General features: G+C 72.3%; 20 protein-coding genes and 2 tRNA genes. 12 read left to right on the forward strand and 10 right to left on the reverse strand.

Annotated elements, in window-relative coordinates; genetic code table 11:
- Nucleotides 1-47 precede the first annotated feature (47 nt).
- From rsmG to rpmH, 6 genes are all read right to left on the reverse strand, one after another.
- Nucleotides 48-722, reverse strand: coding sequence for a 16S rRNA (guanine(527)-N(7))-methyltransferase RsmG (rsmG, locus tag DMP17_RS26825; RefSeq protein ID WP_062399027.1), 675 nt, complete (start codon nt 720-722; stop codon nt 48-50).
- Nucleotides 719-1,210, reverse strand: a complete 492-nt coding sequence (locus tag DMP17_RS26830) for a Jag family protein (protein WP_443217978.1) — start codon at nt 1,208-1,210, stop codon at nt 719-721. The genes rsmG and DMP17_RS26830 overlap by 4 nt, the downstream gene beginning before the upstream one ends.
- A 155-nt stretch (nt 1,211-1,365) precedes the next feature.
- Nucleotides 1,366-2,517: a membrane protein insertase YidC gene (yidC, locus tag DMP17_RS26835; RefSeq protein ID WP_337830952.1), complete on the reverse strand. Its 1,152-nt coding sequence runs from the start codon at nt 2,515-2,517 to the stop codon at nt 1,366-1,368.
- 40 nt (nt 2,518-2,557) lie between these two features.
- On the reverse strand, nt 2,558-2,923 hold the full coding sequence (gene yidD, locus DMP17_RS26840) for a membrane protein insertion efficiency factor YidD (RefSeq protein WP_337830953.1): 366 nt from the start codon (nt 2,921-2,923) through the stop codon (nt 2,558-2,560).
- A gap of 41 nt (nt 2,924-2,964) precedes the next feature.
- Complete coding sequence (gene rnpA, locus DMP17_RS26845; protein ID WP_337830954.1) at nt 2,965-3,351, reverse strand: ribonuclease P protein component; 387 nt, start codon at nt 3,349-3,351, stop codon at nt 2,965-2,967.
- A gap of 27 nt (nt 3,352-3,378) precedes the next feature.
- Complete coding sequence (gene rpmH / locus DMP17_RS26850; protein WP_020622600.1) at nt 3,379-3,516, reverse strand: 50S ribosomal protein L34; 138 nt, start codon at nt 3,514-3,516, stop codon at nt 3,379-3,381.
- A gap of 504 nt (nt 3,517-4,020) precedes the next feature.
- Here rpmH and dnaA point away from each other — a divergent pair.
- From dnaA to DMP17_RS26905, 11 genes are all read left to right on the forward strand, one after another.
- A complete protein-coding gene (gene dnaA, locus DMP17_RS26855; protein ID WP_337830955.1) occupies nt 4,021-5,784 on the forward strand; it encodes a chromosomal replication initiator protein DnaA in 1,764 nt (587 codons plus the stop codon).
- Nucleotides 5,785-6,827: 1,043 nt separating this feature from the next.
- The gene (gene dnaN, locus DMP17_RS26860) at nt 6,828-7,982 is read left to right on the forward strand and encodes a DNA polymerase III subunit beta (RefSeq protein WP_020628488.1); all 1,155 of its coding nucleotides are present in this window, start codon (nt 6,828-6,830) and stop codon (nt 7,980-7,982) included.
- 116 nt (nt 7,983-8,098) lie between these two features.
- Nucleotides 8,099-9,043, forward strand: coding sequence for a phosphogluconate dehydrogenase (NAD(+)-dependent, decarboxylating) (gene gnd / locus DMP17_RS26865; RefSeq protein ID WP_226354462.1), 945 nt, complete (start codon nt 8,099-8,101; stop codon nt 9,041-9,043).
- A gap of 36 nt (nt 9,044-9,079) precedes the next feature.
- Entirely contained in the window at nt 9,080-10,267 is a 1,188-nt protein-coding gene (recF, locus tag DMP17_RS26870; protein WP_337830956.1) for a DNA replication/repair protein RecF, read from the forward strand.
- 57 nt (nt 10,268-10,324) lie between these two features.
- Nucleotides 10,325-11,041: a DUF721 domain-containing protein gene (locus DMP17_RS26875; RefSeq protein ID WP_308253064.1), complete on the forward strand. Its 717-nt coding sequence runs from the start codon at nt 10,325-10,327 to the stop codon at nt 11,039-11,041.
- A gap of 420 nt (nt 11,042-11,461) precedes the next feature.
- Entirely contained in the window at nt 11,462-13,528 is a 2,067-nt protein-coding gene (gyrB, locus tag DMP17_RS26880) for a DNA topoisomerase (ATP-hydrolyzing) subunit B (RefSeq protein WP_226368050.1), read from the forward strand.
- A 49-nt stretch (nt 13,529-13,577) separates the two neighbouring features.
- Nucleotides 13,578-16,088 (forward strand): DNA gyrase subunit A, encoded by a 2,511-nt coding sequence (gyrA, locus tag DMP17_RS26885; protein WP_337830957.1) that lies wholly within the window; start codon nt 13,578-13,580, stop codon nt 16,086-16,088.
- 97 nt (nt 16,089-16,185) lie between these two features.
- A complete protein-coding gene (locus tag DMP17_RS26890) occupies nt 16,186-16,911 on the forward strand; it encodes a DUF3566 domain-containing protein (protein WP_226354466.1) in 726 nt (241 codons plus the stop codon).
- Nucleotides 16,912-17,006: 95 nt separating this feature from the next.
- A tRNA-Ile gene (locus DMP17_RS26895) sits at nt 17,007-17,080 on the forward strand.
- Nucleotides 17,081-17,120: 40 nt separating this feature from the next.
- Nucleotides 17,121-17,231, forward strand: a complete 111-nt coding sequence (locus DMP17_RS26900; protein ID WP_208820446.1) for a DLW-39 family protein — start codon at nt 17,121-17,123, stop codon at nt 17,229-17,231.
- A gap of 36 nt (nt 17,232-17,267) precedes the next feature.
- Nucleotides 17,268-17,340 (forward strand) — tRNA-Ala (locus DMP17_RS26905).
- 98 nt (nt 17,341-17,438) lie between these two features.
- Here the strand turns inward: DMP17_RS26905 and DMP17_RS26910 are convergent.
- The 4 genes from DMP17_RS26910 to DMP17_RS26925 all read right to left on the reverse strand — a co-directional run bounded on the left by DMP17_RS26910 (nt 17,439) and on the right by DMP17_RS26925 (nt 21,779).
- On the reverse strand, nt 17,439-18,893 hold the full coding sequence (locus DMP17_RS26910; RefSeq protein ID WP_337830958.1) for a hypothetical protein: 1,455 nt from the start codon (nt 18,891-18,893) through the stop codon (nt 17,439-17,441).
- Complete coding sequence (locus tag DMP17_RS26915; RefSeq protein ID WP_337830959.1) at nt 18,890-19,855, reverse strand: hypothetical protein; 966 nt, start codon at nt 19,853-19,855, stop codon at nt 18,890-18,892. Before DMP17_RS26915 ends, DMP17_RS26910 begins: the two co-directional genes overlap by 4 nt.
- Before the next feature lie 172 nt (nt 19,856-20,027).
- The gene (locus tag DMP17_RS26920; protein WP_337830960.1) at nt 20,028-21,020 is read right to left on the reverse strand and encodes an SDR family oxidoreductase; all 993 of its coding nucleotides are present in this window, start codon (nt 21,018-21,020) and stop codon (nt 20,028-20,030) included.
- Nucleotides 21,021-21,062: 42 nt separating this feature from the next.
- Entirely contained in the window at nt 21,063-21,779 is a 717-nt protein-coding gene (locus DMP17_RS26925) for a DUF3159 domain-containing protein (protein WP_337830961.1), read from the reverse strand.
- A gap of 186 nt (nt 21,780-21,965) precedes the next feature.
- On the opposite strand from DMP17_RS26925, the gene DMP17_RS26930 reads away from it, so the two are divergent.
- Nucleotides 21,966-22,850, forward strand: a complete 885-nt coding sequence (locus DMP17_RS26930; RefSeq protein WP_337830962.1) for a helix-turn-helix transcriptional regulator — start codon at nt 21,966-21,968, stop codon at nt 22,848-22,850.
- Nucleotides 22,851-22,854: the final 4 nt, after the last annotated feature.

Consider the following 22,854-nt stretch of genomic DNA (forward strand, 5'->3'; position numbering starts at 1 on the left):
GTTCGTGCCCGGTCGGTGTTTCACGTGAAACGGCGCTCCGGCACCCATCATCGCCGTTCCTTCCTCCGGTTGCGGCGGGGCGCGCCGGTCCGCGGGATCTCGACCACCGTGGTCAGCGGATCGACCACACCGGCTCCGGTCTCGTGGATCCGGGGCTCGCCCCCTCCGAGCGCACGGACCGCCGCGGCGTCGCGGGCGATCTCGTCCGGGGCGGAGGCGCCCTTCAGCACCAGCATCGCACCCCCTTGCCGCAGCAGGGGCAGGCAGATGCCCGCGAGCCGGGCCAGCGGTCCGACGGCCCGGGCGGTGACGACGTCGGCCCCCTCCCATCGTCGCAGAACGGGCTTCTCCTCGGCACGCCCCCGTTCGACGACGATGTCCAGGCCGAGGTCGCCCAGCACCTCGTCCAGCCACTCCACCCGGCGGGCCAGCGGCTCGATCAGCACGATCCGCAGGTCGGGCCGGGCCAGGGCGAGCGGGATCCCGGGGAGCCCGGCGCCGGAGCCGACGTCGGCGACCCGGGCGTCGGCGGGCACGACCTCACCGAGGACCGCGCAGTTCAGCACGTGCCGGTCCCACAGCCGGTCCCGCTCGCGCGGGCCGATCAGCCCGCGCTCGATCCCGGAGGTCGCGAGGTGCTCGACGTAGCGGACGGCCAGCCCGGTCCGGTCGCCGAAGACCTTCTCCGCGACCTCCGGGGTCGGGATGGGGGAGGTGGTCACTTCTTGTGGACCACGACCTGGCGACGCGGCTCCTCGCCCTCGCTCTCGGAGACGACGCCCTTCACGGTGGCGACGGCGTCGTGCACGACCTTGCGCTCGAACGGCGTCATCGGTCGCAGCCGTGCGGACTCGCCGCTGGCCTTGACCTCCTGGGCGGTCTCCAGACCGAGCTCGGTGAGCTCGTCGCGGCGGTGCCGCCGCCAGCCCGCGATGTCGAGCATCAGCCGGCTGCGGCTGCCCAGCTGCTGCTGGACGGCCAGGCGGGCCAGCTCCTGCAGGCTCTCCAGCACCGAGCCCTTGTCGCCGACGAGCTTCTGCAGGTCGGTGTCGTCCTCGGCGCCCTCGATGCTGACGATGGCGCGGCCGCCCTCGACGTCGAGGTCGATGTCGCCGTCGTAGTCCAGGATGTCCAGCAGGCGCTCCAGGTAGTCACCTGCGACGTCGCCCTCCTGGATCAGCAGGCTCTCGCCGGACGGCTTGTCCTGCACGTCCGGACCCTCGGCGGGCTCCTTGGCGGTGGTGGGCACGCGCAACTCCTCTCGTCAACGGTTCGCGGTCCGTCGCGCCCGGGCCCGCGCGGCGGTGGGGTCCGCCGGGGCCGGCGGGGCGCGCCGGGGTCTGTCGGGGTGGTGCGGTGGGACGGTCAGCGACGCTTGCCGCGCCGGGCCTTCGCCCCCGGACGCTTCTGCACCGGCTTCGCCCCGGGCTTCTTCTGGCCGTTGCCGTTGCCGTTGCCGGATCCGTTGCCGTTCCCGTTGCGGGCCGTGCCGTTGCGCTGCCCGTCGGGGGTCGTGCCGGTGTCGGCGGAGGCGCCGTCGGATCCGGTGGCGCGGGCCTCGGACGCCGCCTCGGCGGCCTCCTCCTCGGCCGGCTGGATCGGCTCGTCGGCGATCTCGCGGACGTCCTCGGCGGTGCCGCGACGGACGTCGCGGAGCGGCTTCTGGCCGGGGCGCGGGGCGCGGGCCTTGGCGGACTCGGTGGCCTTCTCGGCCTTGTCCGTCTCCTCGGCGTCGATCTTGCGGTAGACGACGTACTGCTGGCCGAGGGTCCACAGGTTGTTGGCGACCCAGTAGAAGAGGACCGCGAGCGGCAGGAACGGCGCACCGACGACGACACCGATCGGGAACACGTAGAGCATCAGCTTCTGCATGATCTCGGCCTGCGGGTTCGCCGCGACGGTGCCGGCGGCGATCTGCGCCTGCTGGCGGGCGACCGAGTGGCGCGCGGTGATGTGGGTGAAGATGCCGGCCGCGATCATCAGCGGGATCATCACGATCCACTGCGAGACCAGGTTGCCGCCGAGCTCGGCGACCGAGGCGGTGTTCTGCAGCGGCCACACGGCCGAGCCCAGCTTCGCGCCGAACAGACTCGAGTCGACGAACGAGGCGTTCTCGGCCGCGTTGAAGACGTAGTTCTCGGTCTTGCCCGGCTTGAACTCGCGCAGCACGTGGAACAGACCGATGAACACCGGGATCTGCACCAGGATCGGCAGGCAGCCCATGAGCGGGTTGGCGCCGTTCTGCTGCTGGAGCTTCTGCATCTCGGTGGCGAGCTTCTGGCGGTCGTTCGCGTACTTCTTCCGGAGCTTCTGCATCTCCGGGGCCATCTCCTGCATCTTGCGCATGGAGCGGACCTGCACGACGAACGGCTTGTAGAGGATGACGCGCAGCGTGAAGACGAGGAAGACGACCGACAGCGCCCAGGCGAACCCGTTGTCGTCGCCGAGGACGAAGCCGAAGACCTTGTGCCAGACCCACATGATCCAGCTGACGGGGTAGTAGATGAAGTCCAGCACTGCTGCGTTGCTCCTCGTGGTCTCGGGCGGGGCCCGCGGGTCAGCGGTCCGTACCGCGTGAGAGGCCTTCGGTCCGGGGCGGGTCGGTGGACGTCTGCTCCGGCCCGGGATCGGGTTCGGTGCCGCTGCGCGGGACCCCGTCGCTGCGCCGCCGGCGCGGCGGCACCGGGTCCCACCCGCCAGGGTGCCACGGGGCACACTTCAGCAACCGCCACACGGTGAGGCCGAGACCGCGCACGAAGCCGTGCTCGCGGAACGCCTCGACCGAGTACGCGCTGCAGCTCGGGTGGAACCGGCAGCTCGGCATCAGGTTCGGGGAGATCCACACCTGGTACCAGCGCACCGCGGCCATCGCGGCCCGCGCGCCGACACCGGGCCGGGCGCCGGGGGGCCCTCCGTCGTCCATCGGAGCCTCCTCACCCGTCGGGGCCGCGTCGTGTGCCGTGCTCATCGCGGGCCGTCCGCGGCCGGGCGCGGACGGCGCGGCCGCTGCGTCGCGCGCAGTGCGGAGTCGAGGTCGGCCGCCAGCTCGGCGGACGAGGCGTCACCGGCGGGCGGCAACGCACGGACGACGAGTGCGGCGCCGGCGGGCAGCGCCGTCAGCCGGTCCGCGACCAGGTGCCGCAGCCGCCGGGAGACCCGGTGCCGGACCACGGCGTTGCCGACGGCCTTGCTCACGACGAAACCCGCCCTCGGCGAGGCGTGCTCGGGCACGCCGCCGGGGCGGGTCAGGTCGAGATGCACCACCAGCCTCGACCGGCCGGCACGTCGTCCGCGCCTGATCGTCGAGGCGAACTCGGGCCGGCGGGTGAGCCGGGCGTGTGCCGGCAGCACGGCGCGGGCCGGTGGGGGCGCCGGCCGTCAGGCCGAGAGGTTGCCGCGCCCCTTGCGACGGCGCGCGGCGAGGATCGCGCGGCCGGCGCGGGTGCGCATGCGCAGCCGGAAGCCGTGCGTCTTGGCCCGGCGGCGGTTGTTCGGCTGGAAAGTACGCTTGCTCACGGTCGGCTCCTGGTCGGCGGTTCGCAGGCGTCCTGCGACGCCGAGATGTCTACGGTCACTGGCTCGGGTTCGCGGGCCACCGGCCACACGGCACTCCGCAACAGATGCGGGGAGCCGCGTTCGACGGGCGCGACACGCCCATCCGACCAGGTGTCCGGTCGTCAAGGGTACGCAGCGCGTTTCGAGGGGGTCAAACCGCCCCCACCGGGCGCCGCGACCCCGCCGGACGGCCGCCACGACGGCTGCTGCTAGCGTCGCCGACCCCGCCCGGGACCGGCGCGGGAGTAACGACCGCCCGCACCCCGACCGAGACCTCCACACGACCGACGGCCGGCGCCCCGATGCGCACCGGCCGGAACCTGCTGCGTACCTTTACGCACAAGTGTGGACAACTCTGGGGATACATCGCCCCTGAGGCCGAGTCCTCGTGTCCGGACGGCTCATCGCCAGTGCTCCGGGGGGAGCAGACCGCCGACGGCGGTCGATCGGGAGGGGGAAACGCGGATGACCGACCAGCCGGGCGATCTCGGCGCGGTCTGGAACCGGGTCATCGCCGATCTCTCCGGCGCGTCGGCCGAGTCCGGCACACCCGCCCTCTCCCCGCAGCAGCGCGCGTTCCTGCGCCTGACCCGTCCCCTCGGCCTGCTCGACGGCACCGCGCTGCTCGCCGCGCCGAGCGAGTTCGCGAAGGACGCCATCGAGCGGATCCTGCGCAGGCCGATCAGCGACGCCCTCGGCCGCCACCTCGGTGTGGCGGTCAACCTCGCCGTCGTCGTCGACGCCTCCGCGGCGTCCGGCGGCACCGAGGTCCCCGACCCGCCCGGGTTCGGCATGCACCGCGGCGTCACCGCGGGGGACAGCGTCCGCGACACCGGCACCGGTGACCGGGCCGGCGACGACCCGGCCGCGGCGACCGACGGGGACCACGGCGCCCGTCCCGCACCCGACCACCCGGCGCGCGAGCACGCCCCCGCCGACGGCGCCGGTCCGGACACCGGGCCGCAGCCCGCCGTCGACGGCGGGTTCGGCAACGGCTTCGCCGGCGGGTCCCGCCGTGACGACGGCGGCCCCTCCGGAACCGACCGCGGCTGGTCGGCCGAGCCGGCGCCGTCGTCGTCCGGGGGATGGGCGCCGCAGCCCACCGGGCGCCCGGAGCCGGGCTCGCGCGAGGGCCAGACCTCGTGGCCTGCCTACACCGCACCGCAGGCGGGCGACCCGGTCGCGCCGCGGTCGCAGACCCGGCTCAACGAGCGCTACACCTTCGACACCTTCGTCATCGGTGCCTCGAACCGGTTCAGCCACGCCGCCGCGGTCGCGGTGGCCGAGGCGCCGGCGCGGGCGTACAACCCGCTGTTCATCTGGGGCGAGTCCGGGCTGGGCAAGACCCACCTGCTGCACGCCGTCGGGCACTACGCCCAGCGGCTGTTCCCCGGGATGCGGGTCCGGTACGTCAGTACCGAGGAGTTCACGAACGACTTCATCAACTCCCTGCGCGACGACCGCAAGGTCGCCTTCCAGCGCCGCTACCGGGACGTCGACGTGCTGCTGGTCGACGACATCCAGTTCCTGGAGGGCAAGGAGGGGACGCAGGAGGAGTTCTTCCACACCTTCAACACCCTCCACAACGCGAACAAGCAGATCGTCGTCTCCTCCGACCGGCCGCCCAAGCGCCTCGAGACCCTCGAGGACCGGATGCGCACGCGGTTCGAGTGGGGTCTGATCACCGACATCCAGCCGCCCGAGCTGGAGACGCGGATCGCGATCCTGCGGAAGAAGGCCGCGCAGGACCGGCTCGCCGTCCCCGGTGAGGTCCTGGAGTTCATCGCGGAGCGGATCGAGCGCAACATCCGCGAGCTCGAGGGCGCGCTGATCCGGGTCACGGCGTTCGCGTCGCTGAACCGGCAGGCCGTCGACACCCAGCTCGCCGAGATCGTGCTGCGCGACCTGATCCCGGACTCCGCGGCCTCGGAGATCACCGCACCGACGATCATGGCGGTCACCGCGGAGTTCTTCGGGCTCACACTCGACGAGCTGTCCGGGCCCGGCAAGACGAAGGCGCTCGCCCAGGCCCGCCAGATCGCCATGTACCTGTGCCGCGAGCTGACCGACCTGTCGCTGCCGCGCATCGGGCAGACCTTCGGCGGCCGGGACCACACGACCGTCATGCACGCCGACAAGAAGATCCGCAACGAGATCTCGCTCCGGCGGAAGACCTTCGAACAGGTGCAGGAGCTGACCGCGCGGATCAAGCTGCGCGCCCGGCACTGACCTCGGCCGGTGGCCCGCCGAGGCGGGTTGTCCACCGGTCGCACCGCTTCTCCACAGCCCCGGCCGGCCCCGCCGTGACCAGGCAGGACGCGTTCTCAGCGGTCACCGCGCGCACCGGGACCGATCCCGTGCAACCCACAGGGACCACGGCCCCCAGATCGCCGCTGCGGCGCGTTCCGGGCCGTCCCCGGGCGATCGGCACCCCCGCCGCCGCGGACGCCCGGGACACCGGGTCCGTCCGGCGCGGTACCGATCGGGTCCGGCGTGGCGTCACCCGCGTGTCGGTCCCACCACTCCCGTTCGTCGTCCGGTAGTGGGCACTCGGCGCTTCGCCACTCGTCCCGGTGATCGCTTGCGCTCACCCGCCGGTCACGCTCCGTCGATATTCTTGTGACGGGTGGGACGTCTGTGGGTTCATCGTGCAACGCGGGAGTGCCGAACGGTCTGTGCTCGCCATCACCCTGGGTCCACGATCCACCACGTTTCCACCCACATCTGGGGACAACTCTGTGGATGGATCGTCGCAGCCCCGTGGACGGATCGCCCGGGATCCGTGGACAACTCTGTGGTGAACCCGGGATGAACCGGGGACGGATGGGGGTCGACGCCGTCGGTCCACCGCTCCACAGACCTGTCAACGGGTGCCCCCACCGCCGTATCCCCAGCCGACGCGGCCTGCTGACCAGCGGGGATGCGCTCCATCCACACTGTGCACAGGACTTAGTACTACGACGGTTTATCTCTCTCTATCTCTTCTTCCTAAGAACACCTGTGTGGACCGACCCCCGGACGGGGGTCACGGACGGGGACACCGAACGGGCACCGGGGTGGCGTGGAAACTGTCGGGGCGAGGCTCTACCGTGAGCGTCCCGGCGAACCCCGGCTTCCGATCCCGTTCCGGCCACTCCGCTCCGCAGCCCCCTCCGGGCCACGGCGCCGGCCGGACCCGGAGGACGAACCGGTCCGCCGCCGCACCGCCGTCCCGTCGACGACCCGGCCCCGCGCCGTGGTCCGAGCCGGGCGCTACCGGGGAAGGTCTCCAGATGAAGTTCCGGGTCGAACGCGACGTCCTCGCGGACGCGGCCGCCTGGGTGGCGCGCAGCCTCCCGGCTCGTCCGCCGGTGCCCGTGCTCGGCGGGGTCCTCATCCAGTCCGACGGCGAGTCCGGCGAGAAGCTGACCGTCTCCGGCTTCGACTACGAGACCTCGGCGCGCGTCGAGCTCGACGCGACGGTCGGGGAGCCGGGCCGCACGCTCGTCTCCGGGCGGCTGCTGGCCGACATCACCCGCGCGCTCCCGTCCAAGCCGGTCGACCTGACCGTCGACGGCTCCCGCGCCACGATCAACTGCGGCAACTCCCGGTTCAGCCTCCCGACGATGCCGGTCGAGGACTACCCGCAGCTGCCCGACATGCCGCAGCGCGCCGGGTCGGTCGCCGCCGACGCGCTCGCCGCCGCCGTCGCCCAGGTCGCCGTCGCGTCCGGGCGGGACGACACGCTGCCGATGCTGACCGGCATCCGGCTCGAGATCGAGGGCTCGCAGCTCACGCTCGCGGCCACCGACCGGTTCCGGCTCGCCGTCCGCGAGCTCGAGTGGTCCCCGGAGGACGCCTCGATCTCGACCGCGGTGCTGATCCCGGCCAAGACCCTGGCCGAGGTCGCCAAGACCCTCGCCGGGTCCGGCACCGTGGAGATCGCGCTGTCGGCCGGGGACGGGATGCTCGGCCTCACCGGTGGCGGCCGCCGCTCCACCAGCCGGCTGCTCGACGCCGAGTTCCCGCGCTTCCGCCAGCTGATCCCGGCCGAGCACACCACCGCCGTCGAGCTCGACGTGGCGCTGCTGGTCGAGGCGATCAAGCGTGTCTCGCTCGTCGCGGACCGGGTCGCCCAGATCCGGATGGAGTTCGGCGAGGACGGGCTGCGCCTGGCCGCCGGCGGCGACGACGTCGGGTCCGCCGAGGAGGAGCTGCCCTGCGCGCTCGACGGCAGCCCGCTGACGATCGCGTTCAACCCGGGCTACCTGCTCGATGCGCTGGGCGCGCTGCACACCGACCGCGCCCAGCTGACGTTCACCACGCCGAACCGGCCCGCGCTGGTCCGTCCGGTGCCCAAGCCCGCCACCGACGACGCCGGCGAGGCGCCGTCGCCGGAGAAGTCCGGCTACCTGCACCTGCTGATGCCGGTGCGGCTGCCGGGCTGACCCCCGCCGGGCGGGCGTCCCGGCGAGGGGGAAGACTCGTCCCCGGTGTGATCGACGAGGGCCACCGGTGCCCTGCGGGGCATGCCGGCGGCACGGACGCGAAGGGGGCCACTGCCGTGCAGATCGGCATGATCGGACTCGGCCGCATGGGCGGCAACATGCGGGAGCGGCTGCGGGCCGCCGGGCACGAGGTGGTCGGCTACGACCCCCGCCCGGAGGTCAGCGACGTGGCCTCGCTCGCGGAGCTCGCGGGTGCGCTGGCCGCGCCGCGCGTCGTGTGGGTCATGGTGCCCTCCGGCGAGCCGACCCGGAACACCGTCGCCACGCTGGCGACCACGCTGGAGCCCGGTGACCTGGTCATCGACGGCGGCAACTCCCGCTACACCGACGACCAGCCCAACGCCGCGCTGCTCGACGCGCACGGCATCGGCTACGTCGACTGCGGCGTCTCCGGCGGGATCTGGGGCAAGGACAACGGCTACGGCCTGATGGCGGGCGGCGAGCCCGGGCACATCGAGCGCGCCATGCCGATCTTCGACGCGCTGCGCCCCGAGGGCGCGCGCGAGGAGGGGTTCGCGCACGCCGGGCCGGTGGGCGCGGGCCACTTCGCGAAGATGGTCCACAACGGCATCGAGTACGGCCTCATGCAGGCCTACGCCGAGGGCTTCGAGCTGATGGAGGCCAGCGAGCTGATCACCGACGTGCCCGGGGTGATCCAGGCCTGGTCGCGCGGCACCGTCGTCCGGTCCTGGCTGCTCGACCTGCTGGTCGACGCGCTCAAGGAGGACCCCCGTCTCGACCAGCTCGAGGGCTGGGTGGACGACTCCGGCGAGGGCCGCTGGACGATCGAGGAGGCCATCGCGCACGCGGTGCCGCTGCCGGTCATCTCCGCGGCGCTGTTCGCCCGGTTCTCCTCCCGGCAGGCCGAGTCGCCCGCGATGAAGGCCGTCGCCGCGCTGCGCCAGCAGTTCGGTGGGCACGCGGTGAAGAAGTCCGGGCCGGCCGGTGCCCCGGGCGACAAGGCGGGACCGTCGTCCGGCGGCGGTTCGACGCAGCAGTGACCCGGCGCCGAGCCGGACGGGAAGGGTGACCAGGCGGTGTACCTCAGGCGGTTCTCGGTCACCGACTTCCGGTCCTGGCCGGAGGCCGAGCTGGAGCTCGACCCCGGCGTGACCGTGCTGGTCGGGTCCAACGGCGTCGGCAAGACCAACCTGGTCGAGGGGATCGGCTACCTCGCCACCCTCGGCTCGCACCGGGTCTCCTCCGACGCGCCGCTGATCCGGCGCGGGGCCGAGCAGGCCGTCGTCCGCGGCGAGGTGCACCACCACGGCCGGAAGCTCGGCGTCGAGCTGGAGATCAACAACGGGAAGCAGAACCGGGCGCGGGTCAACCGCTCACCGGTCTCGCGGCCGCGCGACATCCTGGGGATCCTGCGCAGCGTGCTGTTCGCGCCGGAGGACCTGGCGCTCGTGCGGGGCGACCCGTCGGAGCGCCGGCGTTTCCTCGACGAGCTGCTCGTCGCGCGGTTCCCGCGCTACGCCGGCGTCCGCGCCGACTACGACAAGGTCCTGCGCCAGCGCTCGGCCCTGCTGAAGTCCGCGAAGCCGGCACTGCGCGGGGCCCGCGGCCGGTCCCGGGCGCCGGTGGCCGCGGACCCGGAGCTGCCCGACGACCTGGCGACGCTGGAGGTCTGGGACGGGCACCTCGCCCGTACCGGCGCGGCGCTGCTGGCCGGGCGGCGCGAGCTCGTCGTCGCGCTGGCGCCCTACGCCCGTGAGGCGTTCGCGGCGATCGCGCCGTCGTCGGACCCGATCGGCCTGGACTACCGGTCCAGCCTCGGGACGGCGGGGGTCGCGGAGCTGCCGTCGTCGACCGGGGACCTGGAGGCGCTGCTGCTCGACCGGCTGGCCGAGGTGCGGTCCCAGGAGGTCGAACGCGGGGTCTGCCTGGTCGGCCCGCACCGCGACGAGCTGGACCTCGCCCTGGGCGAGGGACCGGCGAAGGGCTACGCCAGCCACGGCGAGTCCTGGGCGTTCGCGCTGGCGCTGCGGCTGGCGTCCTACCGCCTGCTGCACGCCGACGACGTCGAGCCGGTCCTCGTGCTGGACGACGTCTTCGCCGAGCTGGACTCGGCCCGCCGGCGCGCGCTGGCCGGGCTGGTGGCCGACGCGGAGCAGGTCCTGGTGACCGCCGCGGTGGCCGAGGACGTGCCCGCGGAGCTCGACGGGGTCCGGTTCGCCGTCGGCGACCGGACGGTGAGCCGCGACGGCGAGGTGCCCGCGTGATCGCCCCGGCAGGTCTCGAACGTGTCACGGCATTCTGGGGACAAGGCTGTGGATACTGTGGATAACTCAGGAGCACCGGGGGACGGACGCCGTTCCGGAACCGGAAACCGGAGGACAGGACGCCGGGGACCGGGCACCGACGGCGCGGCGCCTGGGGACGGACGCGACACCGAACCCGGTCACGACGCGGTCACGGGCGGGGACGTACCGGGCGGCGGCGTCCCGGGGGAGCAGGGCGACCTGCTCGCCGGCGACCGCGCGAACCTGCGCGGGGCCGACCTAGCGCGCGAGGCGTTGCGCGCGGCCCGTGAGGCGTCGGCCCGCAAGGCCGAGGAGCGGGCCCAGGCCGACCGGCCCAAGCTGCGCGTGGTCTCCGGGCGGGGGCGCCGCCGTCGCTGGTCGGGGGCGGGGCCCGACGACCGGGACCCGCAGCCGTTCGGACGTCTGGTGTCGCGGGTGTCGGTGGACCGCGGCTGGTCGAACCGGCTGACCGACGCGACCGTGCTCGGCCGGTGGCCGCAGCTGGTCGGGCCGGACGTCGCCGACCACTGCACACCGGTCTCGCTGCGCGACGGCGAGCTGACCCTGCAGGCCGAGTCGACGGCGTGGGCCACCCAGCTGCGGACCCTGCAGCGTCAGCTGCTGACCCGGCTCGCCGCCGCGGTCGGGCCGGACGTCGTGCGCCGGATCCGGGTCGTCGGGCCGAGCGGGCCGAGCTGGCGGCACGGTCCGCGGCACGTCCGCGGCCGCGGCCCCCGCGACACCTACGGCTGAGCCCCCGTTCCGCACGGGTACCGACCGCCGACCGGGTGGTGCGAACCGGGTCGCTCACGTTGCGGACGCGTCACGGCGCCACGGACGCGTGTGGGGGCCCGGATCGGGTGGGGAGCTGCGCCGGTGCGCACCCGCCGCTCTCGTCGGCGGTGAGCGCGGGATGACACGGCCGCCGGTCCGCTCGGCCCCGCAGGGGCACGTCCGATCCCGCACCGGACGCCGTTCGCCCGTCTGTGGCGCTTCTGGGTGGGTCCGTCCCGCCTTTCCGTCGGTCCCGACGGGTAGGATCGACAGGTGTTTCCCGGGTGGCTCCCCAAGACATGACCAGAGCGCCCGGTCGGTGGAACCGCTCCGTCGTCGTCGCACCGGTGGTGCGCGCGTCACGCGGGCGGTTCACGTGGCGAGGAGAAGCAGCTACCCGTGGCTTCCGACAAGGCAGCGAACAACGCCTACGGCGCGTCGTCCATCACGGTCCTCAAGGGCCTGGAGGCGGTCCGCAAGCGGCCCGGCATGTACATCGGCTCGACCGGTGAGCGGGGCCTGCACCACCTGATCTGGGAGGTGGTGGACAACTCGGTCGACGAGGCGATGGCCGGTCACGCCACGAAGGTCGTCGTGACCCTGCAGTCCGACGGCGGCATCCGCGTCGAGGACGACGGTCGCGGCATCCCCGTCGAGATGCACCCGGTGGAGAAGAAGCCGACCCTCGAGGTCGTCCTCACCAGCCTGCACGCCGGCGGCAAGTTCGACGACAAGTCCTACGCCGTGTCCGGTGGTCTGCACGGTGTCGGCGTCTCGGTCGTGAACGCGCTGTCCACCGCGCTCGACGTCGAGGTCCGCCGCGACGGCCAGATCTGGCGCCAGCACTACGAGTACGCCGTGCCCGGCGAGCTCATCGAGGCCGGCACCACGAAGAAGGCCGACACCGGCACCACGATCACCTACTGGGCCGACCCGAAGATCTTCGAGACGACCAGTTACACGCTGGAGACGATCCGTCGCCGGTTGCAGGAGCAGACGTTCCTGAACAAGGGCCTCACCATGGTCCTGCGCGACGAGCGACGGCCGGAGAAGCCGGCGGGTGTCCCGTCGTCGGACGCGGTCGACGAGGACGGCAACCCGATCGAGGCGCCCGTCCCGGAGATCGACGCGGACTCCGAGCCCGACGCCGAGGGCTACGTGGCCAAGCCCAAGGAGTACGTCTTCCACTACCCGAACGGGCTGGAGGACTTCGTCGCGCACCTGAACAAGTCGAAGGACCCGATCCACCGCAAGATCGTCAGCTACACCGGCGAGGGCCCCGGCCACCAGGTCGAGGTCGCGATGCAGTGGAACTCGGGCTACTCCGAGTCGGTCTACACCTTCGCGAACACGATCAACACGCACGAGGGCGGCACCCACGAGGAGGGCTTCCGCCACGCGCTGACCGCGACGGTCAACAAGTACGCGCGCGACAAGAAGCTCATCAAGGAGAAGGACCCGGCGCTGTCCGGGGACGACATCCGCGAGGGCCTCGCCGCGATCGTCTCGGTCAAGGTCTCCGAGCCGCAGTTCGAGGGCCAGACCAAGACCAAGCTCGGCAACACCGAGGTCAAGTCGTTCGTCCAGCGTGTGTCGAACGAGTGGCTCGCCGACTGGTTCGAGCGCAACCCCACCGAGGCGAAGACGATCGTCACCAAGGCGGTCTCCTCGGCCCAGGCCCGCCTGGCCGCACGCCGCGCCCGCGAGCTCGTGCGCCGCAAGAGCGCCGGCGACATCGGCGGTCTGCCCGGCAAGCTGTCGGACTGCCGCTCGCGCGACCCGGAGAGCTGCGAGCTCTACATCGTCGAGGGTGACTCCGCGGGCGGCTCGGCGAAGGCCGGCCGCGACTCGATGCACCAGGCGATCCTGCCGATCCGCGGCAAGATCATCAACGTCGAGAAGGCCCGGATCGACCGCGTCCTCAAGAACACCGAGGTCCAGTCGATCATCACCGCGATGGGCACCGGCATCCACGACGACTTCGACCTGGCCAAGCTGCGGTACCACAAGCTGGTGCTGATGGCCGACGCCGACGTCGACGGCCAGCACATCCGGACTCTGCTGCTCACGCTGCTGTTCCGTTTCATGCGCCCGCTGATCGAGAACGGGCACGTGTTCCTGGCGCAGCCGCCGCTGTACAAGCTCAAGTGGTCCGGCCGCGGGGCCGAGCCGGAGTACGCCTACTCCGACCGCGAGCGCGACGGCCTGATCGAGGCCGGCCGGGCCGCGGGCAAGAAGCTCCCCAAGGACCAGGGCGTGCAGCGCTACAAGGGTCTCGGCGAGATGGACGCCAAGGAGCTGTGGGAGACCACGATGGACCCGACGAACCGGCTGCTGCTGCAGGTGAGCCTGGACGACGCCGCCACCGCCGACGAGCTGTTCTCGGTGCTGATGGGTGAGGACGTCGAGTCCCGCCGGTCCTTCATCACCCGCAACGCCAAGGACGTGCGCTTCCTGGACGTCTGATCCACACATCTGATCCAGACGCACGTATGAACACGCACGAGGAGACTTCGTGACGGACACGATCGACCCCGCCGCCCCCGCGGCAGGCGGCGGAGAGGGTGGGGGCCGGGTCGAACCGGTCGACATCCAGCAGGAGATGCAGCGCTCGTACATCGACTACGCGATGAGCGTGATCGTCGGGCGGGCGCTGCCGCTGGTGGAGGACGGTCTCAAGCCGGTCCACCGCCGCGTCCTCTACTCGATGGGGGAGAACGGCTTCCGGCCCGACCGCGCCCCGGTCAAGTGCGCCCGCGTCGTCGGCGACGTCATGGGCAACTACCACCCGCACGGCGACTCGGCGATCTACGACGCCCTCGTGCGGCTGGCCCAGCCCTGGTCGATGCGCTACCCGCTGATCCAGGGCCAGGGCAACTTCGGCTCGCGCGGCAACGACCCGGCCGCGGCCATGCGGTACACCGAGTGCCGGCTCTCGCCGCTGGCGATGGCGATGCTCCAGGACATCGACGAGGAGACCGTCGACTTCCTGGACAACTACGACGGCAAGACCCAGGAACCGGTCGTCCTGCCGTCGCGGGTGCCGAACCTGCTCATCAACGGCAGCTCCGGCATCGCGGTCGGCATGGCGACGAACATCCCGCCGCACAACCTGCGCGAGGTCGGCGCCGGCGTCGCCTGGTGCCTGGAGAACCCCGACGCCACCGACGACGAGCTGCTCGAAGCGCTCATGGAGCGCATCAAGGGGCCGGACTTCCCGACCCACGGCCTTATCGTCGGGCGCGACGGCATCGAGTCCGCCTACCGGACCGGGCGCGGCTCGATCCGGATGCGGGCCGTCGTCGAGGTCGAGGAGGACGCCAAGGGCCGCACCACCCTGGTGGTCACCGAGCTGCCCTACATGGTCAACCCGGACAACCTGATCGAGTCGATCGCGGGCATGGTCCGCGACGGCAAGATCGCCGGGATCTCCGAGATCGTCGACGAGTCCTCGGACCGCATCGGCATGCGGATCGTCGTCACGCTCAAGCGCGACGCGGTCGCCAAGGTCGTGCTGAACAACCTCTACAAGCACACGCAGCTGCAGCACAGCTTCGGCGCGAACATGCTGTCGATCGTCGACGGCGTCCCGCGCACGCTGCGCCTCGACCAGATCGTGCGGCACTACGTGCGGCACCAGATCGAGGTCATCGTCCGGCGGACCCGCTACCGGCTCCGCAAGGCCGAGGAGCGGGCCCACATCCTGCGTGGTCTGGTCAAGGCGCTGGACGCGCTCGACGAGGTCATCGCCCTGATCCGGGCGTCGGCCACGGTCGACGTCGCCCGGGCCGGCCTGATCGACCTGCTCGAGGTCGACGACATCCAGGCCCAGGCGATCCTGGACATGCAGCTGCGGCGCCTCGCCGCGCTGGAGCGCCAGAAGATCATCGACGAGCTCGCCGAGATCGAGCGCGAGATCGCGGACTACCAGGACATCCTGGCCCGTCCGGAGCGTCAGCGGGAGATCGTCCGCGACGAGCTCGCCGAGCTGGTCGAGGCCCACGGCGACGACCGTCGCACCCGGATCGTCGGCTACGACGGCGACGTCACCGACGAGGACCTGATCGCGGTCGAGGACGTCGTCGTCACGATCACCCGCACCGGCTACGCCAAGCGCACGAAGACCGACCTGTACCGCGCCCAGAAGCGCGGCGGGAAGGGCGTGCAGGGGGCGCAGCTGAAGCAGGACGACATCGTCAACCACTTCTTCGTGTGCTCCACGCACGACTGGATGCTGTTCTTCACCAACCGCGGGCGGGTCTACCGGCTCAAGGCCTACGAGCTGCCCGAGGCGAACCGCACCGCGCGCGGCCAGCACCTGGCGAACCTCCTGGCCCTGCAGCCGGAGGAGGAGATCGCCCAGGTCATGCAGATCAAGGACTACTCGGCACGGCCGTACCTGGTCCTGGCCACCCGCAACGGCCTGGTGAAGAAGTCGCGCCTGACCGACTTCGACTCCAACCGGGCCGGCGGCCTCATCGGCATCAACCTGCGCGACGACGACGAGCTGGTCGGCGCCGTCCTCTGTTCGGGTGATGACGATCTGCTCCTCGTGTCCGCCGAGGGCCAGTCCATTCGGTTCACCGCGTCCGACGACGCGCTGCGCCCGATGGGCCGCGCGACCTCCGGCGTGCTCGGGATGCGGTTCAACGAGGGCGACAAGCTGCTGGCCCTCGGCGTGATCCGCTCCGACACCTACCTGCTCGTCGCCACCACCGGTGGCTACGCGAAGCGCACCCCGATCGAGGACTACCCCGTTCAGGGCCGTGGCGGGAAGGGAGTGTTGACCCTCCAGTACGACCGTCGGCGTGGCACGCTGGTCGGTGCGCTCATCGTCGGTATCGACGACGAGCTGTACGCGATCACCTCCACCGGCGGGGTCATCCGGACCTCCGCCCGCGAGGTGCGGAAGGCCGGCCGGCAGACGAAGGGAGTCCGCCTGATGAACCTGGGCGAGAGCTCCACGCTGCTGGCCGTCGCCCGCAACGCGGAGGAGACCGAGGAGGACCCGGGCCAGCAGGCGTAGTGCACGTCGGGTGGCCGGTCCGCAGGACCGGCCACCCGGTACACGCCGTGGGACCGGAGCAGTACCGAGCGACGACCAGCGAGGAGAGCTCCCACTCGTGAGCACCGACGACCGCACCCCGTCGCAGGACGAGGCCCGCACCGTCGCCACCGACGCCGACCACGACCCGTCGACGACGGCGGCGGCCCCGGCCGACCACGTCCCCGGCCCGCGCGACGACGCCGAGCCCGCGGCCGACCCGGCTGCGGCCTCGCCGCCCCCGTGGCGCCGGGTACCCGACACCCACGACGACCGCGACGGCGGCTCGGTCGCGGACTCGCTGCTGAGCGAGGCCCCGACCGCGTTCATGACCGCCCCCGGCGCCGGTGCGGCCGGCGCGACGACCGCCGTCCGCGACCCGGAGCAGCGCGAGAACGGCACGGCTCCGGCGGACACGCCGCGCGCGTCGGTCCGCAACCGGCCCCCGCGCCAGGCGCTGCTGCAGCTCAAGCGGCTCGACCCGTGGTCGGTGCTGAAGATGGCCCTGGCGCTGGCCGTCGTGCTGTGGCTGGTGTGGATGGTCGCCGCGGGCGTCCTCTACGGCGTGCTCGGCGGGATGGGCGTCTGGGACCGGCTCAACGGCACCTACGCCGACCTGGTCACCTCGCAGCAGGAGACCGGGGGCTCGCTGATCAGCGTCGGCCGGGTCTTCGGGCTCGCCGCCGTCGTCGGCGCGGTGAACAGCCTGCTGTTCGCGGTGGCCATCACCGTGGTCGCGTTCGTCTACAACGTGGCCGCCGACCTGGTCGGCGGTATCGAGGTCACGCTCTCCGAGCGGGACTGACCGGAGCGTCGTCGCGCACCCCGCACGGGGCCGGGCGGAGGGGGACCCCCTCGTAACCCGCTCGACCCCGTGCGGTAGTGTTTCTCCTGTTGCACGGGCCTATAGCTCAGTTGGTTAGAGCGCATCGCTGATAACGATGAGGTCGCTGGTTCAAATCCAGCTAGGCCCACACCTTCCCCCTCCGACAGTCACTCGCGAGGAGACCTCCGATGAAGAAGCTGTTCGTGCTGGCCGTCGCCGCCGGTGCTGCGTACTTCGGCTGGTCCCGCTTCCGCGGCGTCGGGTCCGACGACCTGTGGCACGAGGCCACCACCCGCTGACCCCGCCTCCCGGGGTACCGTGATCGGGACCCACCAGGGGACATAGCTCAATTGGCAGAGCACCGCCTTTGCAAGGCGGGGGTTAGGGGTTCGATTCCCCTTGTCTCCACAGTTCCGACCGGTGTGAACGCCGGTCGCTCCGACCGCCGACGTCAGCTCTCCGCTGTGGCGGTCAGGACGAGGTGAGCACGCGGTGGTCGGCCTGTTCTAGACGGTGGACAGGGACAACGATGTCGTCGGGTCCGCCATCCACGGGCCGAAATTGTCGATCTGCTCGAACAGTGACTCGCCGTCGGTACGACGGGCGATACCGAGCAGCTCTGCGACGCCAGTCTGCGGGCCTGCTGCGATTCCCAGCCTCAGAGCATGCTCGAGCTGAGGAACGACGGCGACACCGATGCGAGCGGAGTTCTCGGCTCCCAGCGCCCGCTCGGCCTCGCTCAGGAGAAGCGCCATCTCCACGGCCGCATCCGCCTCGGCGTCGAGCAGCGACAGCGTCGAGTCACTCTGTCCCTGCGAACGGAGCACCTCCATCGCCATCTGAATGCCTTGTGCGACCACCGTGGCGGACACCTGGCCGACGAAGCCTCCGACGAGAGCTCCCAGAACCGGAACAGGGAACACCGCCTGGCCCACTGCTCCGCCCGCCCACGCCATCCCGGCCTGGAAGGTGACCTCCCCGGTGGTGGCGGCGAACTCCCCACGGTCGATGTCGCCGCACGCGAATGCGACCGCCGCGTCGGCGACACCGAAGACCGCCGATGCGACGGCTCCCGGTAGACCGTTCGCGACAACCGGGGCGGGGGCTTTCAGCGCCGTCATGGCGACCTTCGCGCCGGCACCCAGACCTGACAGGAGGCCAGCTCGGGCCGCGGCCCTCGCGGCGGCACCGGCTGCAGAACAGGCGGCCTCGACGGCTGTCGTCTCACCGGAACGCACGCGGGCGACCTCACGGATCGCCGCCGTCGCCCCGGCCAGACCTCCGCTCACTGCCGCGCCGGCAGCCGCAGCCGAAACGATCTCCCGCCCCGCCGCTCGGAGCGCCAGTCCGTCGCCCCAGCGGGCGATGTTCTCCGCGGCGCGGTGGACGTCTCCCGTGTCGACCGGGGTGCTCGTGACATCGCCGTGCGACACGATCTCCGCCAGGTGGGCACGCGTGTCCGAGTAGTCGTCCTGATAGATGCCGTCGGCGTCGCGCCGCAGCGCCTTGTCGAGGAGATTCTCGACCTGCTCGCGCTTGTCCGCCGCGACGAGGCGCTGCATCCCCGTGTACCGGGGGTGCGCCAGTGCACGGGCGGCAGCGGACGCGCGTCCGTACAGCTTGGCCTGGACCTCGCCTACGACGCGCCCGCCGTCGAGGATGCGCAGATCTGCGGCGGCGGTCGGCTCGCCGTCGGACGCGGTGACACGTGCACGTGCGGTCGCGTTCTTCGTGATGGCGTCGGTGTTGAAGCTGTGCTTGTGCCACAGCTCGAAGAGATGGCCGGCGCGATGTTCGACGCGGTGACCGTCGAACCTGACAGCCAGGGCGGCGGCCTCGTCGCGCATGGAGAACGCCTCCAGGGTGTGGGCTCTTGCCCTGCGGGTGATCGTATCGACCACCGCCTGCCACATCGCGTCACGTCCTGCGTCGTCGGTCCGCGGCTTCCGCTGCTCGCTCACGCCGCCGACCCCATGGCCGTCGGGTCGCCGCCCGTGGTCCGTACGGCGTCGAGGACCTCCCGGGCCCGGTCGATGATCCGAACGGAGTCGTAGCTGACCGAACCCGTGTCGTCCGTCAGCCGTGCCGACATGGTCCGCGATGCGGTGGAGACCAGTCGGACGATCGTCATCACCGCCGTCTGCTCCTCGGTGGAGTAGGAGGTGAAGTCGTCGTTCCGCTGCACCGACGACACGAACTCGTCGAGCCTGCCCGCGATCTGGTCCTGCAGCTCCGAGAGGACCATGCGCAACCGGCGGCTCCCTTCGATGATCTCCGCGTACCGCTGCTCGTCGGCCGCCATCGCCGATTCCCGGGTCGACAGCTGCTCCTCGACCTCGCGTTGGTCGCGGAGGTCCCGACGTCCCTTCCACTCGATGAACGCGGCCCCGACGACGAGTACGGGGGTGGCGGTGACTCCCGTCAGCACTGCTGATCCGGCGGCGACGCCCCCACCACCGGTGGCGAGCGAACCGCCCCCCAGCCACGCGAGGGTCGCGTTGGTGGCAGCGGCACCGGCGAGCGACGAGATCGGGGTTCCGGTCGATGCCGCCGCGAAGGCACCCACCCCGGCGAAGGCCGCGGACCCTGCTCCGGCGCCCAGTACCGCTCCTCCGACAGTCGCAGCGAGTCCGTGTACCGCCGCCGTCGTCCGGGTCGGACCGGCGGATTCAGCGGGCGAGAACGTCGTCGGACTCGGGAGGGTGATCTCCTCGAGGACGCCGAGGTCGACGTTCTTCAGTCGGAGGAAGGCGACGCAGAACGGCACGAGGGTCGTGTAGTAGAGGTACATCCGCCGAAGACCGTGGGCGTCACGCTCGATCTCGACGTCGGTGACGAGTCGCCGGTGTCTGTCCGCGAGCTGTCGGGCCTTGGTCCGGTTCTCCCGGGTCAGCCGCGCCGCCCGCATCATCGAGATCGCCACTGGTCGCCCTCCGTGTGTCCGTCTGGCGGGACTGTCGTTCGGCCGGACGGACGCGTTGCGGGTCGGCACCCGGTGTACTCAGGATTGAGGAGCCGGCGCCGTCGTCCGGCTCTCACACACAGACGACGAGGTGGTGCAGTACGCGGACGGCCAGGGCCGGATCTCCTCGTCCTCACCCGACGTCGCGGCGCAGGACGACCGTGTCCTCGGTCGCGACGGTGTCCCCACCGTCGAACGAGACCCCGGTGAGCTCCTGCGAGACCCGCCAGATGCGCTCGGCGTCGTCGGTGCTGCGCAGGGGCCGGTAGAGGCCCAGCTCGGCGGGCGCACCACCCAGACCCCCGAACCCGTCGGGCCCGTAGAACCGCCCACCGTGCGCGTCCGGGGAGGTCGCGGCGTACAGCGCGGGCAGCCCGGCGCTCTGCGCGGTCCCGACGAGGATGCCGCGGGCCGAGAGCGCGCCGATCACCCGTCGTCCCCGAGCGGGCTGCTCGCGACCGACCTCGGCACGCGCGGCGAGCAGGCTGGTCGGGGCGATCCCGGGGTGGGACACGTTGCTGGTGATGCCCCAGTGCCCGGCGCGGCTGCGGCGGTCGAGCTCGAGGGCGAACAGTCCGAACGCCACCTTCGACTGGGCGTACGCGGCCATCCCGTTGCCGTAGCCGACCTGCGCCTGCAGGTCGTCCCAGGCGATCCGTCCGCGGCGGGCGGCCACGCTGAGCTGGGAGGTCACCCGTGCCCGGCCCGCACGCAGCAGGGGCAGCATGTGCGCGACGAGGGCGACGTGACCGAGGTGGTTGGTGCCGAACTGCAGCTCGAACCCGTCGACCGTCGTCACCCGCCGCGGCGGGGTCATGACGCCGGCGTTGTTGACCAGGATGTGGATCGGGCGGCCCTCGCCCCGCAGCGTGGCGCCGAGCGCGGCGACGGAGCCGAGGGACGACAGGTCGAGCTCGCGCAGGGACACGGTCGCGCCGGGGGCCTGCGTGCGGATCGCGTCGACCGCGGCCTCGCCCTTGCGCCGGTTGCGGACGGGCAGCACGATCTCGGCTCCTGCGGCGGCGAGCCGGGTGGCGATGCCGAGCCCGATGCCGTCGCTGGCGCCGGTGACGACGGCGAGCCGGCCGGTGAGGTCGCCGATGGTGATGTCGCGGGTGCTGGACATGGTGTCTCCCTGGTGGGTGCGGTGTTCGAGGTCGGGCGGTGGTCAGGCGGTGGTGGCGACGGCGGTGGCGACGCGGGGGCCGATCGCGCGGCGGGCGGCGACGAGGGTGCCCGCGGCGAGTGCGGCGAAGGCCGGTACGGCGGCGACGCCGAGCGCGGCCAGGACGGCGGGCTGGTCCGCGAGGTAGGCCACGGCGCGCAGGGTGAGGTTGAGCGCGTGGAGCACGACGCCGGCCAGCGTGCTGACGGTGTAGACGCGCATCAGCCTGGTGTGTCCGCGCCAGTCCTCGGGGCCGCCGACCAGCCGGTTGAACAGGGTCCCGGTCACCGGGCGGCGGACGAGGACCGAGCCGAGGAACAGCACGCCGAGCGCGGCCGGGATCAGGGTGGGGAGCAGGAAGAACGCCCGGGCCTCCCCGGAGAACGCGGCGACGGCGGCGCACACGCCGGCCACCGCCAGACCGACGACGGCGGCCCGCAGGGACTCCCGGCGGGCCAGGCGCACCCCGAACGTCACCGGCGCGGCGACGGCGAGAGCGATGAACGCCCAGCTCAGACCACCCGCCGCGTCGGCGGCCACGAAGGCGACGGCGGGCGTGGCGGCGAGGAGGATCCCGACGGCGCCGCCGGAGCGGTCCAGGCTGGTCCGCATCGCCGCGGAGAGTGTCGAGGCCGGAGCCGGCTCGCCGGTGCGGTGCTCCTCCGGGCGGCCCGGCGGCACGGTGGTGGTCGGGTCGAGCGGGAAGAGTTCGTTCGGCACGGTGAGCTCCTCGGGTCGGTGGCCGTGTGCCGACCACGTTCGACCCCCGCGGCACCGGCAACCACGGCCTGACGATCCGAGGCTGAGCGGTCCGCCCCCCGGGCCGCCGGGGCGGATCGACAGTCCGTGGCTGCGTGCTGCGCGACCCGGTAGGAACGAGCCAGGAGCGACCGAGAGGCGGTACAGATGATCGACCGGGTGGGCCTGGCCCAGTTCCTGCGGCGGCGCCGTGAGGTACTGCAACCGGAGGACGTGGGGCTGCCGCGGGGGCAGCGCCGACGTACCAGCGGGTTGCGCCGTGAGGAGGCCGCGGCGCTGTGCCACATGTCGACCGACTACTACGCGCGCCTCGAACGGGAGCGTGGCCCGCGGCCGTCGGAGCAGATGATCGCCGCGATCGCCCAGGGGCTGCACCTCTCGCTCGACGAGCGCGACCACCTGTTCCGCCTCGCCGGGCAGCACCCGCCCGCCCGCGGCGCGACCAGCGAGCACATCGGCCCCGGCCTGCTGCGCATCCTCGACCGCCTCGTCGACACCCCCGCCGAGATCGTCACCGAGCTCGGGGAGACGTTGCGCCAGACCTCACTGGGGGTCGCGCTGACCGGCGACACCACCGGTTTCACCGGCCCGTCGCGGAGCATCGGCTACCGCTGGTTCACCGAGCCCGGCGCCCGTCTGCTCTACCCGCAGGAGGACCACGCGTTCCTGTCGCGGCGCTACGTCTCCGGCCTGCGTGCGGTCGCGGCCCGGCGCGGGCCGGGGTCCCGCGCGGCCCACCTCGCCGATCTCCTGTACCCGGAGAACGAGGAGTTCCGCGCGCTGTGGGACAGACACGAGGTCGGCGTCCGGATCGACGACGTCAAGCGCCTCCTCCACCCCGAGGTCGGCGCACTGGAGCTGCACTGCCAGACGCTGCTCGACACCGAGCAGTCCCAGCTGCTGCTGGTCTACACCGCCGTCCCGGGCAGCGAGACCCACGAGAAGCTGCAGCTGCTCTCGGTCATCGGGGCACCGTCCGCCGCCTGGCACCGGCACGGCGAACCGGTCGGCCCGCGGCCGGACGAGACGTGACCCG

The sequence above is a fragment of the Pseudonocardia sp. TMWB2A genome (assembly GCF_017312135.1).

What these genes read in the sequence shown, in the direction of transcription:
- yidD (WP_337830953.1), bottom strand. Translation starts at nt 2,923, where the DNA reads ATGGACGACGGAGGGCCCCCCGGCGCCCGGCCCGGTGTCGGCGCGCGG.
- dnaN (WP_020628488.1), top strand. Translation starts at nt 6,828, where the DNA reads ATGAAGTTCCGGGTCGAACGCGACGTCCTCGCGGACGCGGCCGCCTGG.
- dnaA (WP_337830955.1), top strand. Translation starts at nt 4,021, where the DNA reads ATGACCGACCAGCCGGGCGATCTCGGCGCGGTCTGGAACCGGGTCATC.
- DMP17_RS26920 (WP_337830960.1), bottom strand. Translation starts at nt 21,020, where the DNA reads ATGTCCAGCACCCGCGACATCACCATCGGCGACCTCACCGGCCGGCTC.
- DMP17_RS26900 (WP_208820446.1), top strand. Translation starts at nt 17,121, where the DNA reads ATGAAGAAGCTGTTCGTGCTGGCCGTCGCCGCCGGTGCTGCGTACTTC.
- DMP17_RS26930 (WP_337830962.1), top strand. Translation starts at nt 21,966, where the DNA reads ATGATCGACCGGGTGGGCCTGGCCCAGTTCCTGCGGCGGCGCCGTGAG.